Origin of the sequence: Achromobacter sp. Marseille-Q0513 (assembly GCF_018195695.1) — a bacterium.
Taxonomy (GTDB): domain Bacteria; phylum Pseudomonadota; class Gammaproteobacteria; order Burkholderiales; family Burkholderiaceae_B; genus Achromobacter.
In genome coordinates this window covers 42,780-59,233 of record NZ_JAGTJY010000001.1, presented here as the reverse complement: position 1 = coordinate 59,233, position 16,454 = coordinate 42,780, and the positions used below count along the sequence as shown (strand labels likewise).

Here is a 16,454-nt window from a genome sequence, read left to right as displayed (position 1 = left end):
TTCAGCCGCCAACGTGTACGGAGCGGTAATTGCCATCTTCCGGGTAGAAGCCGAGAAATTTCAGGCGCGTTTTGCCGGTTCGCACACCGGGATACAGAAAGATTGTTGGCACGTGAAACTTGCCCTGGAGCTGGCTTTCGATGGCGCCGATGCGCATGAACGGATGCAGCGCTTCCAGGTCGGTGACCAGCAGCAGTGCGTTGTGCTGGCCTTCCAGCGGCTGCAAGACATCCTCAAGCCGCTTGAGCAAGCCGTTCTCCGTGGTCAGAATGTCGGCCAGTGCCTTGTTGGTGCGCGGCCAGTCCAGTGGTGCCGACTTGTCTTCCATCACGCACAGCGACCAGAACGGATCGTCTTTGAGCAAGGCCCAGATGTGCTCAACGATGGAAAAGGTATGCACATCCCAGCCTTCCTGATGCAGCTTGGCCACCCAGGCAGACGTTTGGCGTTTAACTTCCAGAATTTGTTCTGGCGAGAAGACCAGGTAGTAGATCGGCTCGAAGCTCGCATGGCCGAGCTCTCGCCCGTGCCGGATGCGCTCGCGCAACTCGTCGAAATCAGCTTTGAGTGAGGACATCGCAGAGCGTCTCCATGTCTTGTAGTTTCCAACTGATGCGGATCACGTCGCCCGCAGCCTGGACGATGAGCAAGCCCTTCAGCGATAACCGTTTGATTTCCTCCAGCACGTCTTCACGCGCTAGGCCAAACAGCTGCCAGTCTTCGTGGGTCAGCAGCGCGTTGTCGCCGACACCGGAAAAGTGCAGCTCAAAGGCCAAGTAAGCGGCCACGGCTGGTGAAATACGGAACGGCAGGATGCGACGACTCGAACGCAAACCGCGCTCAAGCATTCCGTAGTCCGCGCAGCATCCGGTCAGATAGGCGGAGACGCGCCGTACAGTGGTTTCCGACCAGCGTTTGACGGTCTTGCCGTCATCGATGCCGCGCTCGACAAAGGTTCGTGCATCTTCGTTGGTGATTTGGGTGTATCCGCCGGCATACCGAGCCCAGTAAACGTGGCGCACGAAGTCGCCAAGGATCGGGTTGGCCCGACTCGTGAATACGAGCATGAGCTGTGTCAGGTCAGCCGTGGATAGCGTTGCCGACAGCCGCTTGAGATGTGCCGCCGGTGCGCCGCCTGACACCAGGTAGCGAGGAGCGAAGCACTCAACAACGATGTTGCGCAATCGACGTGCGGTCACGGTGGGGAATCGGCCCGATTCCAGTGCGGCCTGATGCAACTGGTTTGCCGACATTCCTGACGACCACAGGTCAAGCAGCGTCTTGGTCTCGTTGACGAGCCCAAGGCCTGCTTGCAACTGAGTCGTGTAGGGCGTCTTGTCGGCCACGATCACCCCACCAAATACGGATAGGTTTTGGCGTCTTGGGTGAACGCTGATAGATAGGCCGCCGCGATTGCTTCCAGGGTGTCGCTGGAATCGAGATCCTTGATGCCCCCAATCGCCATTGGCCCCACGCCGGGCGTGCCGCCCGTGGAAGCCAATTGCTTCAACGCATCGAGCGCAGCCTCTTTGCTCTGTGGTGCCTGGCTGGCGAGTTCTTCTCCCACGCCGCTTTGCATGGCCACGTGCAGGTCTTGCTCAACCTCTTCGGGCAAGCGAAACAGGTGGTAGCTGCCCACACTCAAATGCTCGTCATGCAATCGCCTGGCGGCTTCCAGCACACCGTGGTACTGAGCGAGGCGAGACGTTTTCGAGAAAACCGGCTCCAGGAAGAGCTTGCTTGACGCCTCATAGAACGCCGTTGGCCACCATGCACACTGAGCACGCTCGCCAAGGAAGCCGACGAGGAGCCTCATCTGCAGCAATGTCGGTAGGTAGGATTCTCTCATCTCAATTCTCGTCATTTGTTTGTTCTGCCCAAGTGACCCATAAGGACAGCGTCATTTTTTGATCACTCATAAGCGGTTCCTGCGTCAGCACTTTCTGACGAGGCATACCCCGGTGCAAGCACCGCATTGCGCACGCCATAGATGGCGAGGTGATCCTTCAGCCAAAGCCGGTACTCGGGGCCGCGCAGGCGATGGTCGGGGGAACAGTCCACACTCCATTTGCGTAGGATGTAGCCCGCCGTGGCAGCACGCAGCTTCATGTGCAGCGCACCACCCTGCATGCCGTAGTCCATTTCGGTGATTTCTGGCCGAGGCTGGTCGGGATGAGGGACCAGCTCCAGCTCGACAATCCGGGTCCACTGGATGTCTTGATCGCTCATCTCACAGGACGCCACGGGCTGCCCTTTGCGCACCACAGGGCGTTTGATCCGGGTGAGGACGAAATCGCGGAACTCCTGCGATTTGCGGTCGAAGGCGCGCACGTGCCAGCGCAGGCCGTTGTCGATCAGCGCGAACGGGACGATCTCCCGCGCGGTGCGGCCGCTGGAGATGGAGTGGTACTCGATCCCCATCGGGCATTCATAGTGGATGGCACGAGTCACGCTCGCCAGGATTGCTAGGTCAGGGTGAGTGAGCCGGGACGGGCTCTCGCTGGCCACCCACGCCTTGATGTGCATCGGTTCACCGTCGCCAAACCCCTGCGTCAGCCACGACAACACTCGCTCGGGTGGGAAATCGAAGATCGGCTGGAAGCTCGAACCCAGGACGTAGAACTTGCCTTTGCCGTCGTAGTCGATATTGCCCGGTGCCAAGTCCTTGTACAGCGCCAGATCCCTGGACGCGGCAGCGGACTGGATACCAAAACGCGCGACCAAGTCCTGGCGGCGCATCTCCCCAATGAAGCGCAGACGCAATTCCACGAACGCGAGGCGGTCACGCTGTGGCTGGGTGAGATCGGCAAGCTGTTCGTGGAGCATCCTGGTTGGCTCGTTCGGGTTAGCGAATGCTTATGCAGATTTCTGCCGAAAGTATATTGTCTGTGTGGAAAGACGTCTATAAATCCAAGTTGATTCGCTAGTTGGCGGCATTATGATAACCATTTTTGAGGCGCAAATGAGCGATCCGACGTGAACTGGCGTGCATCCAGCAGGTCACTGCGGACGAGAACTGGTGCGAATAGATCGCTGATACGGAACAGGAGCACGGCCCATGGAACTGCGACACCTTCGCTGCTTTGTGGCTCTCGCAGAAGAGCTGCACTTCACACGGGCCGCAGAGCGCCTGCATATCGAACAGCCACCGCTGTCCCGCGCCATCAAGGAGCTTGAGGATGATCTGGGTGTGGTGCTTTTCGAGCGCAACCGCCGAGGCACGGTACTGACCGAGGCGGGTGCAACGTTCCTGCAAGATGTGCGCAGGGTGTTCGCCGTCCTCAAACAGGCTCAGGAGAACGTCCGGGCGGTCGCTGCGGGCTTGAGCGGAAGCCTTCGCATCGCCGTATCCGACGGCGCAATCGATCCCAGGCTGTCGGCCCTCTTGGCCCGCTGCCGCGAGGAAGAGCCGGAGATCGAGATTCGCCTGTCGGAAGTGCCGTTAGCCGATCAGTTGCGTGGTTTGCGCTCAGGCGACTTCTCGATCGGGTTTGCGCACACGGCGGAGGTCGGCGACGGCATCGTTACCGAGCCACTCTGGCACGATCCGCTGGTGGTTGCCGTGCCCGCCCGGCATCCTTTGCTTTCACACAAGGCTGTTCCGCTGCATCAGCTTGCGATCTACCCACTGGTCTTATGCGATCCGCAGGTATGCGAAGGCTACTATCGTGAACTAGCGCGGCTGCTGCGGCCTTTGGAGCGTCCACCCGACGTCGCCGAGCACGTGTCGTCATTGGACATGATGCTCACCCTGGTCGGTGCCGGCTACGGGGTAGGCTTCATCACCGAAACCAGGATCGCGGCGAGCCTGCGCCCCGACGTGGTGATCCGCCCTCTGGCTATGGATTCCGCGGTCATCACGACCTACTTGCTACGGCCCGCCGGCGAGGACTCGCCGGTGTCGGTGGAGCGATTCATCGCGCGCCTGCGCGCGCACTCGGACGATTGATCCGGCGGCAACAAGTGCCGTAATTGAAGTTCGCGACCGCTATGCCGAATCTTGCGGCTCAATGCCAGCGCTGAGGTTCTTTTCAGTCGCGGCCATCAATTCGCTGGCGCTGATCCCGAGTGCGACAGCAATTTTCAATATCAAAGGTAGCGTCGGCACATGCTCCCCGCGTTCGATCTTGCCCATGTGCGAACGCGATATTCCAGCCTGAAATGCAAAGTCGTCTTGAGCGACCCCTTGCGCGACGCGAGCGGCACGCACGGCCCGCCCGAAAGCTAATGCTGGTTCGGATTCATATGTGGGTGTGCCAGGCGGACGACCTGGCTGAATAGTAAGCTTCTGCATCAACAGAAGCGTCAAACAATCCTCTTAAATTAACCACGTTAAACATATAGACGTTAAACTTCTCTCTTTACTACGATGCTGGTTTGCCCTTGACCTGCTTCGTCGCTTCTGTAGGTTCTCCGTGGACAACATCACCAGCCAACCCGCCCAGCTCAGGCTTGCGATAGCGCCAGGCGTATCGTCATCTCAGCTCTCGGCGCTGCTCGCGCTGCAACGAGCGGAAGAACCCGAGGTCAGCATCACGTTCTTTGAAGTGGCAGGTGACGAGCTGCTTGATGGACTTCGTGAAGGCCGCTACGACGTGGGAATGTCGCTTCAAGGGGCGAGCGCTCCGGCCCTGGAAACCCAACCCTTGTGGACTGAGCACATGGCCGCTGCGATGCCGCTGCGGTTTCCCTTGCGTGATCAGACAGCGATTACCATCGCCGACCTCCAGAACTACCCGATCTTTCGCTGGGAGGCTGAGACCTGTTCTTCGCTGGATCGTCGGCTGCTCTCGCTCCAGGCGGCTGACCAGCAGAATCTTCAGTACGTGACTTCCTTCGAGATGATGGCGCTATGGGTTTCTGCCGGCTACGGTGTCGGGGTATCCGCACAATCGCGTATCAAGCACGCCCATGGATGGGGAGTCAGCATGCGACCACTGGACGACGGTCCCTACGAAATCGTGACGCACCTGCATAGGCCCCAGGGGCAAGCGAACGCTGTTTCCGAACGGTTCGAGCGCAGGGCACTGCAGATCGCGAAAGCGCTCCCTTCCTGATCGCAGTGGCTGTCGGTAGCTGCCAGCAGAAGGCGGTGGATTTATGCCTTTCGCCAAGAGGGGTGATGTGGTACATTCAGAGGCCACTTCTGGTTTGAATAACCAGAAAAAATCTTTATTAATCAATTGGTTGGCTGCCTTGGGTGATTCCCTTCGCCCGCTCCATTTTCCGGCAAGTCTTCCGCCGCAAGTTCAGCTTTCCTTTCCCTCGCTGTAGTGCCCATGCTCCAGCGACGCGCAGCTGAACCGCTGTATGAACCTTGGCGTCTTCTGCTCGTCCCGCCTGGGCACGAAGTGTCCCGCGCCCGTCGCCCAGTCATAGGCGCTCAGGTTCAGAGGCATTCTCGTCAGCACGCCCGACACGGACTGGCTTCTGATCCATTCCTCGGCGAGTGCCTTGTCGTCAAAGACCGCGGAGCAGAATTGGGCCGATTCGCCGGTGAAAACCCAGATCCACTTCTCTTGGTGATGTTCATTCATTGCTTGATCCATTTGCGCTGCCCAGGACGCCGCAGGCGCGGCCCGATTTTCCTATCCGCGCGTCCCGTTCAGCCCCGGCACGCGACGTGGAATGACTTCTTCCTGCCGGGGCGGTCCCAGTATCGCTGGTACATGTCAAAGCGATCCATGGCCCAGTTCAGGCCATGATTCGGACCGTCGTTGGGTTTCTTTTTCGCCTTGTTCAGGTTGACCAGCGTGATGTTGATGCGCTGCTCCGCAATCCAGCCCAGATCTTGCATGCCGCTGTCGACGACGCTGATGGCGTTCCAGAAGTCTCCCGGGAATTGGAATATCTCGTTCATGTGCCGAACAAAGCCGTTCTGCGTCAGGCATTTGGCCAGGTCGATTTCCACGTTCAGTTCGCTCATTTTTCAGATGCCTGAATCAGCTTGCATCGCTTGAATACCCGGACGAATTCAAGCCTGGGCGGCATGCCGGGCGGACGGCTGCATCCGCGTCCGGGAGGGCCGCCGCGCCGATCCCGTTGACGCGGTGGACAAGGCTGGCCGTGAAGGCGCGATCAAGGCACGGCCGTTTCCTGCAGATAGTGCCACAACAAGCCCTGGCTCGCCCGCTTCATGATCACCACGGAGCGGCGCGAGGTTTCCACCCCATTCAGCCGATGGGTTTCCCGGTAGCGCATCGCGATGCCGGTTTCATCCCGCCAGACCGGCTGCACCTCGTCCACGGCGATCTCCAGTCCCGGACGCTTGCCCGCAGCGAGCCTGAACATTTGCGTCACCTGGTCCAGCGCGACGACATCGCCCGCCGTGGTGACCATGCTGAACCCGGGCGTGAACATGGGCAGCAGCGCGTCCAGCGCGGCCTGCGAGTCCGTCGGGTGGGTGAAGATGGCGTGGATCAGGTCGTGGACCCGGTGGATGTTGCGCGCGGCCAGTTCAATGGCTGTGTCCTGCATGACGGTGTTTTCCTGTGTTGAAGAATCCCAGTTGCAGCGCGGGCAGCAATCCCGTCAACGACGCGATCACGAACGTCAGGTGATAGGCCCGGCTGGCATCCAGGTGGGTGGCGAGGGAATTGAAGATCATCAGGAAGAACGCCGCGCCGACGCTGAACGCCATCTGCCGGTTGATGTTCCAGATGACGCTGGCCTGATGCGTCTGCCGGCCGTCGAAGTCCAGCAGCGCGGTGGTCTGCGCGGTGTTGGCGCCCATGCCGCCGCCCAGTCCCATCAGGCCGTAGGCGGCGGCCAGCAGCCAGGTGTCGGTCGCGGCCGTCACGCCGGCCAGCGCGGCCACGCCCAGGCTGTGCAGCGCCATGCTGGCCAGGAACAGTGGCCGCATGCCGGCCCGGTTGTACAAACGGCCGCCGGCCATCATGGCCACGAAGGCGCCGCAGGCGTAGACGATCATGAGCATGCCGGTGGCCCGCGCGCTCATGCCCAGCACGTCCTGCAGATAGAAAATGTTGAGCAGGTTGACGCCAGTGAAGACGCCGGGGATGGCGTGATAGATGGCGACCGACAGGCGCAGGCGCGGACTGCCGAGCAGTTTCAGTTCCACGATGGCATGGGTCGACCTGCGATAGTGGAGGACATACGCGAAGGCGGATGCCACGCCCGCCGCCAGGCAGAGCCAAGCCAGCGTCATGTCCTGGCCGGCGCCATAGAGCGACATGCCCGTCAGCAGGCTGGCCAGCGCGATGCTGATCAGCGCCAGCCCCTTGAGGTCCGGACGCGGCGGGCGCTCGGAGGGGGTGTCGCGCACCCAGCCCCAGGCCAGCGCCGCTGCGGCCAGCGCCAGCGGGATGTTCGAATGGAAGATCCAGCGCCAGGATCCGTGATCCACGATCAGGCCGCCCAGCCACGGCGAGAGCGCGGGCGCGATCAGCGCCACCGCCATGACCAGCGTGGAGATCCGGGCGCGCTCAGGTCCCTGGAACAGATTGAAGGCGGCGGCCTGTCCCACCGGAATCATCAGGCCGCCCGCCATGCCCTGCACGAAGCGCCAGCCGACCAGCTGGCCGAACGTGCCGGCCAGGCCGCAGGCCCAGACCGCCAGCGCGAACGCCAGCATGGATCCGGCCATGAGCCTGCGCGCGCCCCAGCGGCCGGCCAGCCAGGTGCTGACCGGGATGGCCAGGGTCAAGCCCAGCATGTAGGCATTGGCGACCCAGGCGACGGCCGACACGCCGACGCGGAACTCGGCCGCGATCGTGGGCAGGGCGATCGCGGGCATGAATATATTGATGCAGTCGACAAAGAACCCCATCAGGAACACGGCGGCCAGTCGGTATCGGTACGTCATCTTGCTCACTCCAGGGCCGCAAGCGTAGCGAGCGTGGACGGGCGCCGTCGATATGGATATGCTTGATTCTTTGTTTGATGGAATTGAACAATGACCCGGCCAGCCATGCATACGCTGCTCAATCAGGCACAGACCTTCCTTGCCGTGGTCGACTTCGGTTCCTATACCAAGGCGGCGGATTTCCTGGGCATCAGCAAGGCCATGGCCAGCCTGCACGTCAAGGCGCTGGAAGAGGCGCTGGCGGTGACGCTGCTGGTGCGCAGCACGCGCGCGCTCTCGCTGACCGAGGCGGGCAAGGCGTTCCATGACGAGTTCAAGGACGTCGTGCGCGACATGGAAGGCGCGTTCGAAAACATCATGCATCAGGGCCGGCGGATTTCCGGCAAGCTGCGCATCAGCACCACCAGCGAATATGGCGAGCGGTTCGTCCTGCCGCTGATCCCGGACTTCGTGGCGCAGCATCCGGGCATCTCCGTCTGCTACGACGTCAACGCTTCCCTGAGCGACCTGCTCGCGGAAAAACTGGACCTGGTCGTGCGCCTGGGCAACCTGGCGGACTCCAGCTTCAGGAGCCGCAAGCTGGCGCAGTACGACATCGTGCTGGTCGCGTCCAAGGCATTCCTGCGCAAGCATCCCGTCCGGCGGCCGGCGGATCTTGCCGCCGCGCCCTGGATCGCCAACAGCAATCTGTCCCATCCCACGGCCTGGACGCTGCGCAGCGCCAACGGGCAGCGCGTGGACGTCGCCGGACGGGCCGCCCACCAGTCCAACTCATCGACCGCCATCCGGGCCATGGCGCGGTCCGGGCTGGGCGTGGCGCTGTTGCCGGCCTGGTTCGTCGAGGACGACCTGGCGAGCGGCGCGCTGCAGCGGATCCTGCCCGGCCATGCCTTGCCGCAACAGCCGATCAACGTGGTCTTTCCGAACAGCGGTCATCTGCCGCGCAAGACGCGGGCGTTCATCGATTTTCTTTGCGAGCGCCTGGGCGAGGCTTGAGGGCGCGGAGCGCGCGGCGCTGGCCAAGACCCGTCACGGCGCGCAGCCCGTCCCGGCCCGCGCCGCGGGCAGCGGCGTATCCCCCGACGTATTCCCCGCGTACTTGCGGATCCTGTCCGCCAGTTCCGCCGTGGGCCTTTCATAGCCATAGCAATACGGCGGCGTGGGCGCGGCTTCCGGCCGATAGTCCTGCAGCACCGGCTTGGCGTCGCCCAGGTACAGGTTGTCCTTCAGCCGCAGGAAGGCCTTGTAGTCGCGCGTGTAGCCATTCTGGGCCTTCAGGGTCTGGTAGGCGCCCTCGTCCGACGCGCCGTTGTCCAGCGCGCTGCGCCTGGCCGCCTCGGGGATGTAGCGGCAGTAGTTCACCTTGACGCCTTCCACCGTCGGGAAGAACTCCGGCTCCACGCATTGGCGCTTGGCGTCGTTGTTGAAGATGTTGCCCTCGACCAGGGCCTTGGCCTCCAGGCTGAAGCTCATGCCGTAGAAGTCCCAGTTCTCCAGCAGGTTGTTGAAAAGATGAAAGGTGCCGAACTGGCCCCGGGGATTGCGTTGCACCGTGTTGAAGAAGTAGTTGTGGTGCAGCGTCACGCGCGCGATCGAATCGCGTTCGTAGTTCTCGAACAGGTTCTTGGACGTGATGTTGTTCAGCAGCATGACCTTGTTCGAGTTGTGGAACTTGGTCCACGAGATCGTCACGTCCGTCGAACCGTTCTTCACGTTGAGCAGCCGGTCCGACATGCGCGACAGGTCCATGTGATCGACCCAGACGTCGCGGCTGCCGTTGGCCACGTTCACGGCCTGCGTGAGCCGGTTCAGGCGGCCGTCGATGGTCAGATGGGTCAGGATGACGTTCTGGCTGCCATACACGCCCAGGCCGTCGTCGATCAGGGCCACGCGTCGGCCGCGTCCGTCGATGGTGGTGTTCGATGGCACGCGCAGCTGCTTGTCCAGCACGATTGTCATGTCGGACGCGAAGCGGATCCAGGTCGGACCCTTCTTGGCCTGCGCCAGCGCGGCGCGCAGCGTGCCCGGGCCTGAATCCTGGTCGGAGGTGACTTCGATGAAGCGCCCACCCAGTCCGCCGGTGGCCTTGGCGCCGTAGCCTTCGCGCTGTTGCAGCAGCGCGGAGACCAAGGCACAGCGTTCGTCGGGGCTGGCGCAGGACTCGTTCGCGAGCGCCGCGCCGCCGTGCAGCAGGGCCAGGACGGGCAACCAGCGCATTGCGCGGACCAGCCCGCCAGGCCGCAGCCGGCGTGGCTGCCGGGGCGTCGCCGCCTCGGTGGAATGCATGTGTGATTTCATGGTGATTCACTCCTTAAGGCGGCGCGGATCGATCCGCTGCCTGCACATGGCGCCAGATGCCGCCGCTCAGGCGCAGGTTCTCCGGCGGACCGGCCACATGCGCGCGCAGATGTTCGAAATAGGCCTGCCGCCAGCGCAGGGCATAGGCGTCGGCATCCTCGCCGGGCGTCGCGGCGGGCAGCAGCGCCAGCGTGTAGGCCACGCTGCCATTTTCCCAGCGGGGCGCATAGAACACCGACGGCACGCCCTGGCGATGCGCCAGGCGGGCCGCGAAATCGGAATACGTCACTTCCTGTCCCGCGAAGGACGCGCGCGGCGCGGCGGGATTGGCCGCGCCGTCCACGGCCAGGCACAGCACATGGCCCGATGCCAGCGCGCGCATGCAGGCCTTGGCGACCTGAGCCTCGGTCTGATCGGCGGTGGAGATCAGGGCGGCGGCGTAGCTGCTTTGGGCGATGCTGGGCGCCGTCGCCAGCCAGCGCGACGGAATGCCCAGCAGTTCCAGCGCCATCAGGCCGGCGTACATGGGACCGACGTGGGCGGTGGCGACCACCACGCCCCGGCCCGCCGCGAGCAGCGGCGCGAAGAAGCGTTCGCCGGTGTCCAGCTCGCCCAGCAGCTGCATGGCCTCTTCGACGCTGTCCTCGCGGCATTCGAGCCAGTCGAACAGCAGATGATCCACCAGGTGGCCCCAGCGCGCGCGGCGCTCCCACTGCGCGCGGTCGGCCTGCGCGTCGCCGCGCAGCGACCAGGCCCAGTCCAGGCGCGCCTGCGGAATCTGCGCGGTATCGAGCCGGTCGTCCAACTGGTCCAGGGCTTCCCGGAAGGTCGGCGGCAGGCGCAAGCCGCGCTGCGCGACGTACTGCTCGAACAGCGCCTCGGCCTCGCGCGGGCGGCCCGCCTGCGACAGCGCGCCGATGGCCGAGCGCTGCCAGAGCAGCTTGTCCGGGGACTTGCCGACCAGTTGCAGCAACTGGTCGGCGGCGTCGTCGTACCGCAGCGTGTAGCGCAGCGCGCGGGCATAGAGGGCGCGGGTCTGCTCCAGTTCCGGCGCCAGGGCGATGGCCTGTTCCAGCGGCGGCGCGGCGTCCTTGTAGCGCCCGGCGCGCAGCAATGTCTCGCCGTACAGCGTCAGCAGCCGCACGTCCGCCGGCGCGGCGGCAAGGCCCGCCTCGAAATGCGCCAGCGCATGGCGCTTGCGGTCGTCCTCGGTGGCGCGGCGCAGGTGCGCCAGCCCCAGCGAGGCGCGCAGGTGCGCGCTGTCGTGACCGGCCGCCAGCGCGGCGCCGCCCAGCCGGATCGCCGCCTCGATCCGGTCGTCGTCGAGCAGGGCGCGCACGGCCACCGTGGCCACGCGCGCGTTCGGCAGACTGGCCGCGTCCAAGGCCGCCGCGATGCCCGCCGCCTCGGCGGCGTCGCCGTGGCGCGCGTAGGCCAGCATCCACCAGTGCGCGTCGGCGGGCGCGGCCAGCGCCAGGGCATGCGTCTGGCGCGCGACCCCGGCGGCGTCCTCGATCCGGCCGGCCTGCACGCGCAGCTGTATGCGCGCGGCGTGCAGGCTGGCGTCAGCGGGCGCGATGCCGGCGGCGGCGTCGGCCTGGGCGATGGCGCGGTCCCATTGCTCGGTGCGGCCCAGCAGGCTGGCGAGCAGGCGGCGGTCGTCCACGCGCGCGGGGTAGGCGGCGACCAGCGTCTGCAGCGCCGCGATGGCCGGCTCGTAGCGGGCCTGGCGCACCCAGGGCGACACCAGCAGGCGGCGCGCGTCGCGCCAGCCGTCCGCCGCCTGCGCAAGCGCCGGCCCCAGCGCGGCCATGGCTGGCACGGGATCGGCCGCTTCCAGGATACGCCGGATGACATCGCGCAGCCGCGTGGCGGCGTCCGGTTCCGTGGCGGCGCGCGCGCCGCGATGTTCGATCGTCGCGTCAACCATGGCGCAATCCTCTCAACAAGGCCATCGCCGCGCGCAGCACGAACATCAGCACGAAGCCCAGCGCCAGCGCCTGCAGCAGCAGGATGGCCGTGCGCGGACTGCTGGGCCGGTCGGTGGACACCGGCTGCGCGATGATGGACAGGTAGCGTTGCAGGCGCAGGGCGTCGGTCACGGCCTGCTGGTACGACTGCTGCGCCAGGGTCAGGTTCGAATCCGCGAAGGCCTGGGTGTTGCGCAGCGCCTCATAGGATTTCAGTTGTCTCGCCTCGGTGTTGCCGTCGCCGCTCAGGCGCTGGCGCACGGTTGCCAGCCGTTTCTTCAGCGCCACGACCTGCATCTCGGCAGGCTTGAGCATGAAGTGGTCCTTGTTGCCCAGCGCGCGGATCTTGTCCAGGTTGACCTGCGCGCTGCTCAGTTCCGCTTCCAGCTGGCTGGACAGGTTCAGCAGCATGGCCACCGTGGCCGTGGGATCGATATTGCCGTGGGTGGTGCGCCAGGCCGTCAGCGCCTCGCGGGCGGCCAGCGCCTTCTGTTCGGCCAGCTTGACCGATTCCTCGCTCACCTTCAGCTTGTCGGCCACGCCCTTTTCGTTCATGGAGCTGACGAATTCCTCCGCCAGGCCGATCAGGGCGCGCGACAGGGTTTCGGCGTCCTGCGGCGAATAGGCGCGCACGCGCAGCACGTCGATCTGTTCCAGCGCGTTGAAGGAAACCTGGACCGAGGCGCGATAAGCGCGGTAGAGATCATCCTCGCTCGAATCCTCGGACAGGTGGTTGACCGGGTCCATGCCCGCGTTCAGCAGGAACTGGCGCAGGCCGATCTTCTGGTCGAGCTGCCGCATGCAGTCGCGCGACTTGAGGAAGTCGCTGACCGCCCAGCCGTCGACGAAGCCGCCCAGCATGCCGCCCGAATTGCCGGTGGTGAGCAGGCTGGCCGCCATGGCCCCGCCGCCCTGCTGGCCCGAACCGGATTGCACGAAGAAGCGCGATTCCGCCTCGAAGCGCGGCGTCGCGATGCTGAGCGCGTAGATCAGCGCGCAGGCGACCGGCGCCACCACGATGAGGGCATTGAGCCAGCGCCGCCGGCGGCGCTCGCCCACCATCGCCTGCCGCTCGCGGCGGCGGCGCTCGATCTCGGAGCCGCCGTCAGAGGCCGAGCTGGCCCTCGTCGAATCCGCCGGGAATGTCGTCGCCTGCGCTGCCGGATTCGCTTCTTGATCGTCGCGGGGGGAACTTGCGGATGCACTGGTCGAGGTCGTCTTCGATGCGGAGTGCGCTTCGTTCATAAATCAGGCCCTTGAGGCAATAGTCCGCCAGCTGGTTCTGGCGGTAGCTGGAAAGAATGAGCGTCCTGCCGATCAGCCGTTCCTCGAACAGCGCCAGCCAGAGACGGGTGAAGCGGCAGGGCTCGAAGGGAATGGCGCCTTCGATCACGTAGACGTCGAACGCCGGCGCCAGCGCCAGCGCGAACGAGAACTCCTGCCGCGCATGCAGCGGCCAATGTTCCATGGGCCGCGCCAGGGTCGCGGGATCGCTGACCAGGTCCGCCACCAGCTCGCAGGTGGCGTCGGCGTCGATCTCGTACATCTGGCAGGCCAGCTCGATCATGTTCAGGCCGGTGGCCTTGCCTCGGATGAAGCCCTGCCGGCCGATGGCCCAGGACACGCTGCCTTCATGCTTGACGAAACCCTGGCGCGGCGGACGCAGGCCGCAGAGCACGTCGACGATCTGGCGATGCAGCTCGGGCGCGGGCGAGAGCAGGGCGTAGCGCCCGACCGGAATGTCGAGGTCGGCCCCGGCGAGCAGCGGCTGCCGGCTGCCGAAGGCATAGGGTTCGTCCGTCACGCCATTGAGATGGATCATCGTGCCTCCTCACATCGGCTGGACATTGGGGCGGGCCAGGCGCTCGGCCGCCAGGGCGAGCACCATCAGGAACACCAGCGAGGTCAGGAAATAGCCCAGGCTCGCGTCCTGCGAGGCGTATGCGTCGAAATAGGCGGACCGCAATAGCTGCATGCCATGCGCGAAGGGCAGCCACAGCATCCAGGGCCGCAGGTGCTCGGGCAGTTGTTCCGAGACGAAGAACACGCCGGAGAAGATCTGCAGGAAGCGTTCGATCACCGGCGCCAGCCGCAGGAAGAAGTGCCAGAAGGTCGCGATCGCGCCGAACAGCAGGCCCATGGCGGCGGCGCAGCAGGCCATCAGCACCACGTACAGCATGAATCCCGGCCAGCTCCTGGGCAGCGTGATGAGTTCCAGCGCATGGCCGGCGCCGATCAGGACCACGAACACCACCAGGTACACCGACACGTACAGCAGCGCCTGCACCAGCGCGCACATCAGGGGCGTCACGCCCTGGAAATTCAGCAGGCCGCGCGCGGACACATACGCGGTGCTGCTGCGGAACACGATCTGCCGGAACATGATCCAGGTCGTCGCGCCCAGCAGCGAGAAGGTCTGCACGTCCATCCCCAGGATGTAGTGCGTGCCCATCAGGATGTACAGCGACGAGATCAGCGTCAGCAGCACCACCGGGCCGACCAGCGCCCACAGCAGGGCGATGCGGCTTTCGCCATGCATCACGTGCAGCTGGTAGACGAACAGCGCCAGCAGCGTGCGGCCGCTGGGCCAGCCCTCGCCGGCCGCGCGCGGTTGATGGCGCGCATGCAGGCCGTTCAGCCTGTCCCGCAGGATCGCCAGGTCGCCGGCCTCGCCCCGGGGCAGCTCCATTTCCAGCGCGATGTCGTGGCGCGAGGCATGGCGTCGCGCGTCGCGCGCCGCATCCTGCCTGCGGCGCTCCTCGCGCCGCGCGTGCGCCTGGGCCAGGCGCTGGTCCTCGGCTTCCAGCCGGGCCGGCATGTAGCCCGGGACGAACACCGCGATGCCGGCGCGGATGTCCTGTTCGAGCAGCCGCACGATGAGGCGCAGCCGCCGCCGGGAAAAGTCGGCCAGCGTCTCGTCGACGCCGGCGCGCGCGATCTCGGCGTCCAGCTCCGCCTGCACCGCCTCGTACACCGTCCGCCGCGCCGCCACCGAGTCATGCGGCTCGCCCTGCAGGCGCGCGAGCAGCGGCTTGAGCAGCACGGCCGGCTTGGCCTGGGCCTCGAACAGCGCGGCCGGGTCCAGCCGCCAGGCCGAGACGCCGGCTCCCACCGCGTAGTTGCTGTCCTTTCTGCGCGCGCGCCACCCCTTGATCCGATCCTCGTTGCTCATCGGAACGCTATGGGTTGACGCCGGAGGCGCCGGACTTGTCGGCGTCGATCTGCCGGGTGGCGCTGAAGCCCGCGCTCATGGTCACGCGGAAAGCCGACAGCACCTTCTGCACCTGGGTGAAGGGCGCGTCGGAGATGTAGATGGCCTGGCCTTCGCGCACGCTGAAGTCGCGCGCCAGCGCCACCTGTTCCGGGCGCGTGAGGTCGAACTGGTACACCACCGGCAGCAGGTCCGGCTTGCCCTCGACGCCGGCCTGCGCCGGCGTGAACAGGAAGACGGAGCGCGGGTCGGCGGTCTGGTCGTCCAGGCCCTTGGCGTCGGCCAGCGCGTCCAGCACGCTGTAGTTGCGCTTGCTGATGGCCACGCGCCCCTGGTTGCCGGCCGCGCCCAGCACGGTCAGGAACTCGCGCGATTCATAGGCGGTGATGACGTCGCCCGAGCGCAGCAGGATGTCGTTGTTCTGATTGCGGTAGATGTCCGACAGCCGCACCGAGGCCACCTGGTTGTCGCGGCGCAGGCTGATGACGAGCTGTTCGGGGTTGGTCTGCACCGGTGCCGCCTGCGCCAGCGCGCTGCTCAGGCGCTGGGCGGTCTGCGTGATCGGATACATGCCGGGCTTGGTCAGGTTGCCTTGCACCGTCACCATCTGGCCGCGCGCGTCGGCGGCGCGGGTCACGCTGACATCGGCGCCCGCGACCAGCCGGCTCAGGCGCGCCACGATGGCGTCGTGCAGCTGCGCCAGCGTCATGCCGCCGGCCTGGAACCTGCCCAGGATGGGGAAGGAGACATTGCCGTTGCGGTCCAGCTCCTGGACGCCCAGGTCGCTGACGCCGGACGGATCGGCGGCGAACACGCCCAGCCCGCCGCGTTCCCACACCTTCACGTTGATGCCGTCGCCCGGCACCAGCCGGTCGAAGCCGGCCTGCGTGAGGTCGCGGTAGGGCACGGGAAAATCGGCGACCTCGGGCACCTTGCTCGCGCTCGCGAGCGCGCGCGAGGCGGGCATCACGATCACATCCTTTTCGTGGGCGCCCGTCATCTCGCTCAGCATCGGGCCGGAGCGCGGCAGCTGGCAGCCGCTGAGCGCCAGCACGGTAATCAGCAGCAGGGCCGGCGCCGCGAGGCGGCGCGGGCCCGCCGCCGGGACTGTCATTTGCATAGATTCCTTTCTTGTTCCAGGACGCGGGGA

The 16,454-nt window shown here is 65.3% G+C and carries 18 protein-coding genes; 3 read left to right on the top strand and 15 right to left on the bottom strand.

Annotated elements, in window-relative coordinates:
* Position 1 precedes the first annotated feature (1 nt).
* The 4 genes from KDH83_RS00255 to KDH83_RS00240 form a co-directional block, all read right to left on the bottom strand.
* Positions 2-577, bottom strand: a complete 576-nt coding sequence (locus KDH83_RS00255) for a BREX protein BrxB domain-containing protein (RefSeq protein WP_212312044.1) — start codon at positions 575-577, stop codon at positions 2-4.
* Positions 558-1,346, bottom strand: a complete 789-nt coding sequence (locus KDH83_RS00250) for a DUF1819 family protein (protein WP_212312043.1) — start codon at positions 1,344-1,346, stop codon at positions 558-560. Before KDH83_RS00250 ends, KDH83_RS00255 begins: the two co-directional genes overlap by 20 nt.
* A 2-nt stretch (positions 1,347-1,348) precedes the next feature.
* Entirely contained in the window at positions 1,349-1,849 is a 501-nt protein-coding gene (locus KDH83_RS00245; protein ID WP_212312042.1) for a BrxE family protein, read from the bottom strand.
* A gap of 62 nt (positions 1,850-1,911) precedes the next feature.
* Positions 1,912-2,826, bottom strand: coding sequence for a WYL domain-containing protein (locus KDH83_RS00240; RefSeq protein WP_212312041.1), 915 nt, complete (start codon positions 2,824-2,826; stop codon positions 1,912-1,914).
* A gap of 232 nt (positions 2,827-3,058) precedes the next feature.
* Here KDH83_RS00240 and KDH83_RS00235 point away from each other — a divergent pair, with 232 nt between their 5' ends.
* Complete coding sequence (locus KDH83_RS00235; RefSeq protein WP_212312040.1) at positions 3,059-3,949, top strand: LysR family transcriptional regulator; 891 nt, start codon at positions 3,059-3,061, stop codon at positions 3,947-3,949.
* 39 nt (positions 3,950-3,988) lie between these two features.
* On the opposite strand, the gene KDH83_RS00230 is transcribed toward KDH83_RS00235, so the two are convergent.
* Complete coding sequence (locus tag KDH83_RS00230; protein ID WP_212312150.1) at positions 3,989-4,294, bottom strand: helix-turn-helix transcriptional regulator; 306 nt, start codon at positions 4,292-4,294, stop codon at positions 3,989-3,991.
* A 121-nt stretch (positions 4,295-4,415) separates the two neighbouring features.
* Here KDH83_RS00230 and KDH83_RS00225 point away from each other — a divergent pair, with 121 nt between their 5' ends.
* Positions 4,416-5,057 carry a LysR family substrate-binding domain-containing protein gene (locus tag KDH83_RS00225; protein WP_212312039.1) on the top strand — a complete coding sequence of 214 codons (642 nt, stop codon included), beginning with the start codon at positions 4,416-4,418 and terminating at the stop codon, positions 5,055-5,057.
* 192 nt (positions 5,058-5,249) lie between these two features.
* On the opposite strand, the gene KDH83_RS00220 is transcribed toward KDH83_RS00225, so the two are convergent.
* From KDH83_RS00220 to KDH83_RS00205, 4 genes are all read right to left on the bottom strand, one after another.
* Positions 5,250-5,537, bottom strand: a complete 288-nt coding sequence (locus KDH83_RS00220; protein WP_212312037.1) for a hypothetical protein — start codon at positions 5,535-5,537, stop codon at positions 5,250-5,252.
* Between the two features lie 68 nt (positions 5,538-5,605).
* On the bottom strand, positions 5,606-5,926 hold the full coding sequence (locus KDH83_RS00215; protein ID WP_212312036.1) for a hypothetical protein: 321 nt from the start codon (positions 5,924-5,926) through the stop codon (positions 5,606-5,608).
* A gap of 152 nt (positions 5,927-6,078) precedes the next feature.
* Positions 6,079-6,477, bottom strand: coding sequence for a DUF4440 domain-containing protein (locus KDH83_RS00210; protein ID WP_212312035.1), 399 nt, complete (start codon positions 6,475-6,477; stop codon positions 6,079-6,081).
* Positions 6,458-7,825 carry an MFS transporter gene (locus KDH83_RS00205; RefSeq protein ID WP_212312034.1) on the bottom strand — a complete coding sequence of 456 codons (1,368 nt, stop codon included), beginning with the start codon at positions 7,823-7,825 and terminating at the stop codon, positions 6,458-6,460. The genes KDH83_RS00210 and KDH83_RS00205 overlap by 20 nt, the downstream gene beginning before the upstream one ends.
* A gap of 90 nt (positions 7,826-7,915) precedes the next feature.
* On the opposite strand from KDH83_RS00205, the gene KDH83_RS00200 reads away from it, so the two are divergent.
* A complete protein-coding gene (locus KDH83_RS00200) occupies positions 7,916-8,821 on the top strand; it encodes a LysR family transcriptional regulator (RefSeq protein ID WP_212312033.1) in 906 nt (301 codons plus the stop codon).
* Positions 8,822-8,854: 33 nt separating this feature from the next.
* On the opposite strand, the gene KDH83_RS00195 is transcribed toward KDH83_RS00200, so the two are convergent.
* From KDH83_RS00195 to KDH83_RS00170, 6 genes are all read right to left on the bottom strand, one after another.
* Positions 8,855-10,042, bottom strand: coding sequence for a polysaccharide lyase family 1 protein (locus KDH83_RS00195; protein ID WP_212312148.1), 1,188 nt, complete (start codon positions 10,040-10,042; stop codon positions 8,855-8,857).
* A gap of 94 nt (positions 10,043-10,136) precedes the next feature.
* Positions 10,137-12,053 carry a Vi polysaccharide transport protein VexE gene (locus KDH83_RS00190; RefSeq protein WP_212312032.1) on the bottom strand — a complete coding sequence of 639 codons (1,917 nt, stop codon included), beginning with the start codon at positions 12,051-12,053 and terminating at the stop codon, positions 10,137-10,139.
* Positions 12,046-13,155: a sugar ABC transporter gene (locus KDH83_RS00185; protein WP_249204712.1), complete on the bottom strand. Its 1,110-nt coding sequence runs from the start codon at positions 13,153-13,155 to the stop codon at positions 12,046-12,048. Before KDH83_RS00185 ends, KDH83_RS00190 begins: the two co-directional genes overlap by 8 nt.
* A 43-nt stretch (positions 13,156-13,198) precedes the next feature.
* Positions 13,199-13,915 (bottom strand): ATPase, encoded by a 717-nt coding sequence (locus KDH83_RS00180; protein ID WP_212312030.1) that lies wholly within the window; start codon positions 13,913-13,915, stop codon positions 13,199-13,201.
* A 9-nt stretch (positions 13,916-13,924) separates the two neighbouring features.
* The gene (locus KDH83_RS00175) at positions 13,925-15,265 is read right to left on the bottom strand and encodes an ABC transporter permease (RefSeq protein WP_212312028.1); all 1,341 of its coding nucleotides are present in this window, start codon (positions 15,263-15,265) and stop codon (positions 13,925-13,927) included.
* Positions 15,266-15,272: 7 nt separating this feature from the next.
* Positions 15,273-16,424 (bottom strand): polysaccharide biosynthesis/export family protein, encoded by a 1,152-nt coding sequence (locus KDH83_RS00170; RefSeq protein ID WP_212312025.1) that lies wholly within the window; start codon positions 16,422-16,424, stop codon positions 15,273-15,275.
* Between the last annotated feature and the right edge of the window lie 30 nt (positions 16,425-16,454).

What these genes read in the sequence shown, in the direction of transcription:
- KDH83_RS00255 (WP_212312044.1), bottom strand. Translation starts at nt 577, where the DNA reads ATGTCCTCACTCAAAGCTGATTTCGACGAGTTGCGCGAGCGCATCCGG.
- KDH83_RS00245 (WP_212312042.1), bottom strand. Translation starts at nt 1,849, where the DNA reads ATGAGAGAATCCTACCTACCGACATTGCTGCAGATGAGGCTCCTCGTC.
- KDH83_RS00240 (WP_212312041.1), bottom strand. Translation starts at nt 2,826, where the DNA reads ATGCTCCACGAACAGCTTGCCGATCTCACCCAGCCACAGCGTGACCGC.
- KDH83_RS00235 (WP_212312040.1), top strand. Translation starts at nt 3,059, where the DNA reads ATGGAACTGCGACACCTTCGCTGCTTTGTGGCTCTCGCAGAAGAGCTG.
- KDH83_RS00230 (WP_212312150.1), bottom strand. Translation starts at nt 4,294, where the DNA reads ATGCAGAAGCTTACTATTCAGCCAGGTCGTCCGCCTGGCACACCCACA.
- KDH83_RS00220 (WP_212312037.1), bottom strand. Translation starts at nt 5,537, where the DNA reads ATGAATGAACATCACCAAGAGAAGTGGATCTGGGTTTTCACCGGCGAA.
- KDH83_RS00215 (WP_212312036.1), bottom strand. Translation starts at nt 5,926, where the DNA reads ATGAGCGAACTGAACGTGGAAATCGACCTGGCCAAATGCCTGACGCAG.
- KDH83_RS00210 (WP_212312035.1), bottom strand. Translation starts at nt 6,477, where the DNA reads ATGCAGGACACAGCCATTGAACTGGCCGCGCGCAACATCCACCGGGTC.
- KDH83_RS00205 (WP_212312034.1), bottom strand. Translation starts at nt 7,825, where the DNA reads ATGACGTACCGATACCGACTGGCCGCCGTGTTCCTGATGGGGTTCTTT.
- KDH83_RS00200 (WP_212312033.1), top strand. Translation starts at nt 7,916, where the DNA reads ATGACCCGGCCAGCCATGCATACGCTGCTCAATCAGGCACAGACCTTC.
- KDH83_RS00195 (WP_212312148.1), bottom strand. Translation starts at nt 10,042, where the DNA reads ATGCGCTGGTTGCCCGTCCTGGCCCTGCTGCACGGCGGCGCGGCGCTC.
- KDH83_RS00190 (WP_212312032.1), bottom strand. Translation starts at nt 12,053, where the DNA reads ATGGTTGACGCGACGATCGAACATCGCGGCGCGCGCGCCGCCACGGAA.
- KDH83_RS00185 (WP_249204712.1), bottom strand. Translation starts at nt 13,155, where the DNA reads ATGGTGGGCGAGCGCCGCCGGCGGCGCTGGCTCAATGCCCTCATCGTG.
- KDH83_RS00180 (WP_212312030.1), bottom strand. Translation starts at nt 13,915, where the DNA reads ATGATCCATCTCAATGGCGTGACGGACGAACCCTATGCCTTCGGCAGC.
- KDH83_RS00175 (WP_212312028.1), bottom strand. Translation starts at nt 15,265, where the DNA reads ATGAGCAACGAGGATCGGATCAAGGGGTGGCGCGCGCGCAGAAAGGAC.
- KDH83_RS00170 (WP_212312025.1), bottom strand. Translation starts at nt 16,424, where the DNA reads ATGCAAATGACAGTCCCGGCGGCGGGCCCGCGCCGCCTCGCGGCGCCG.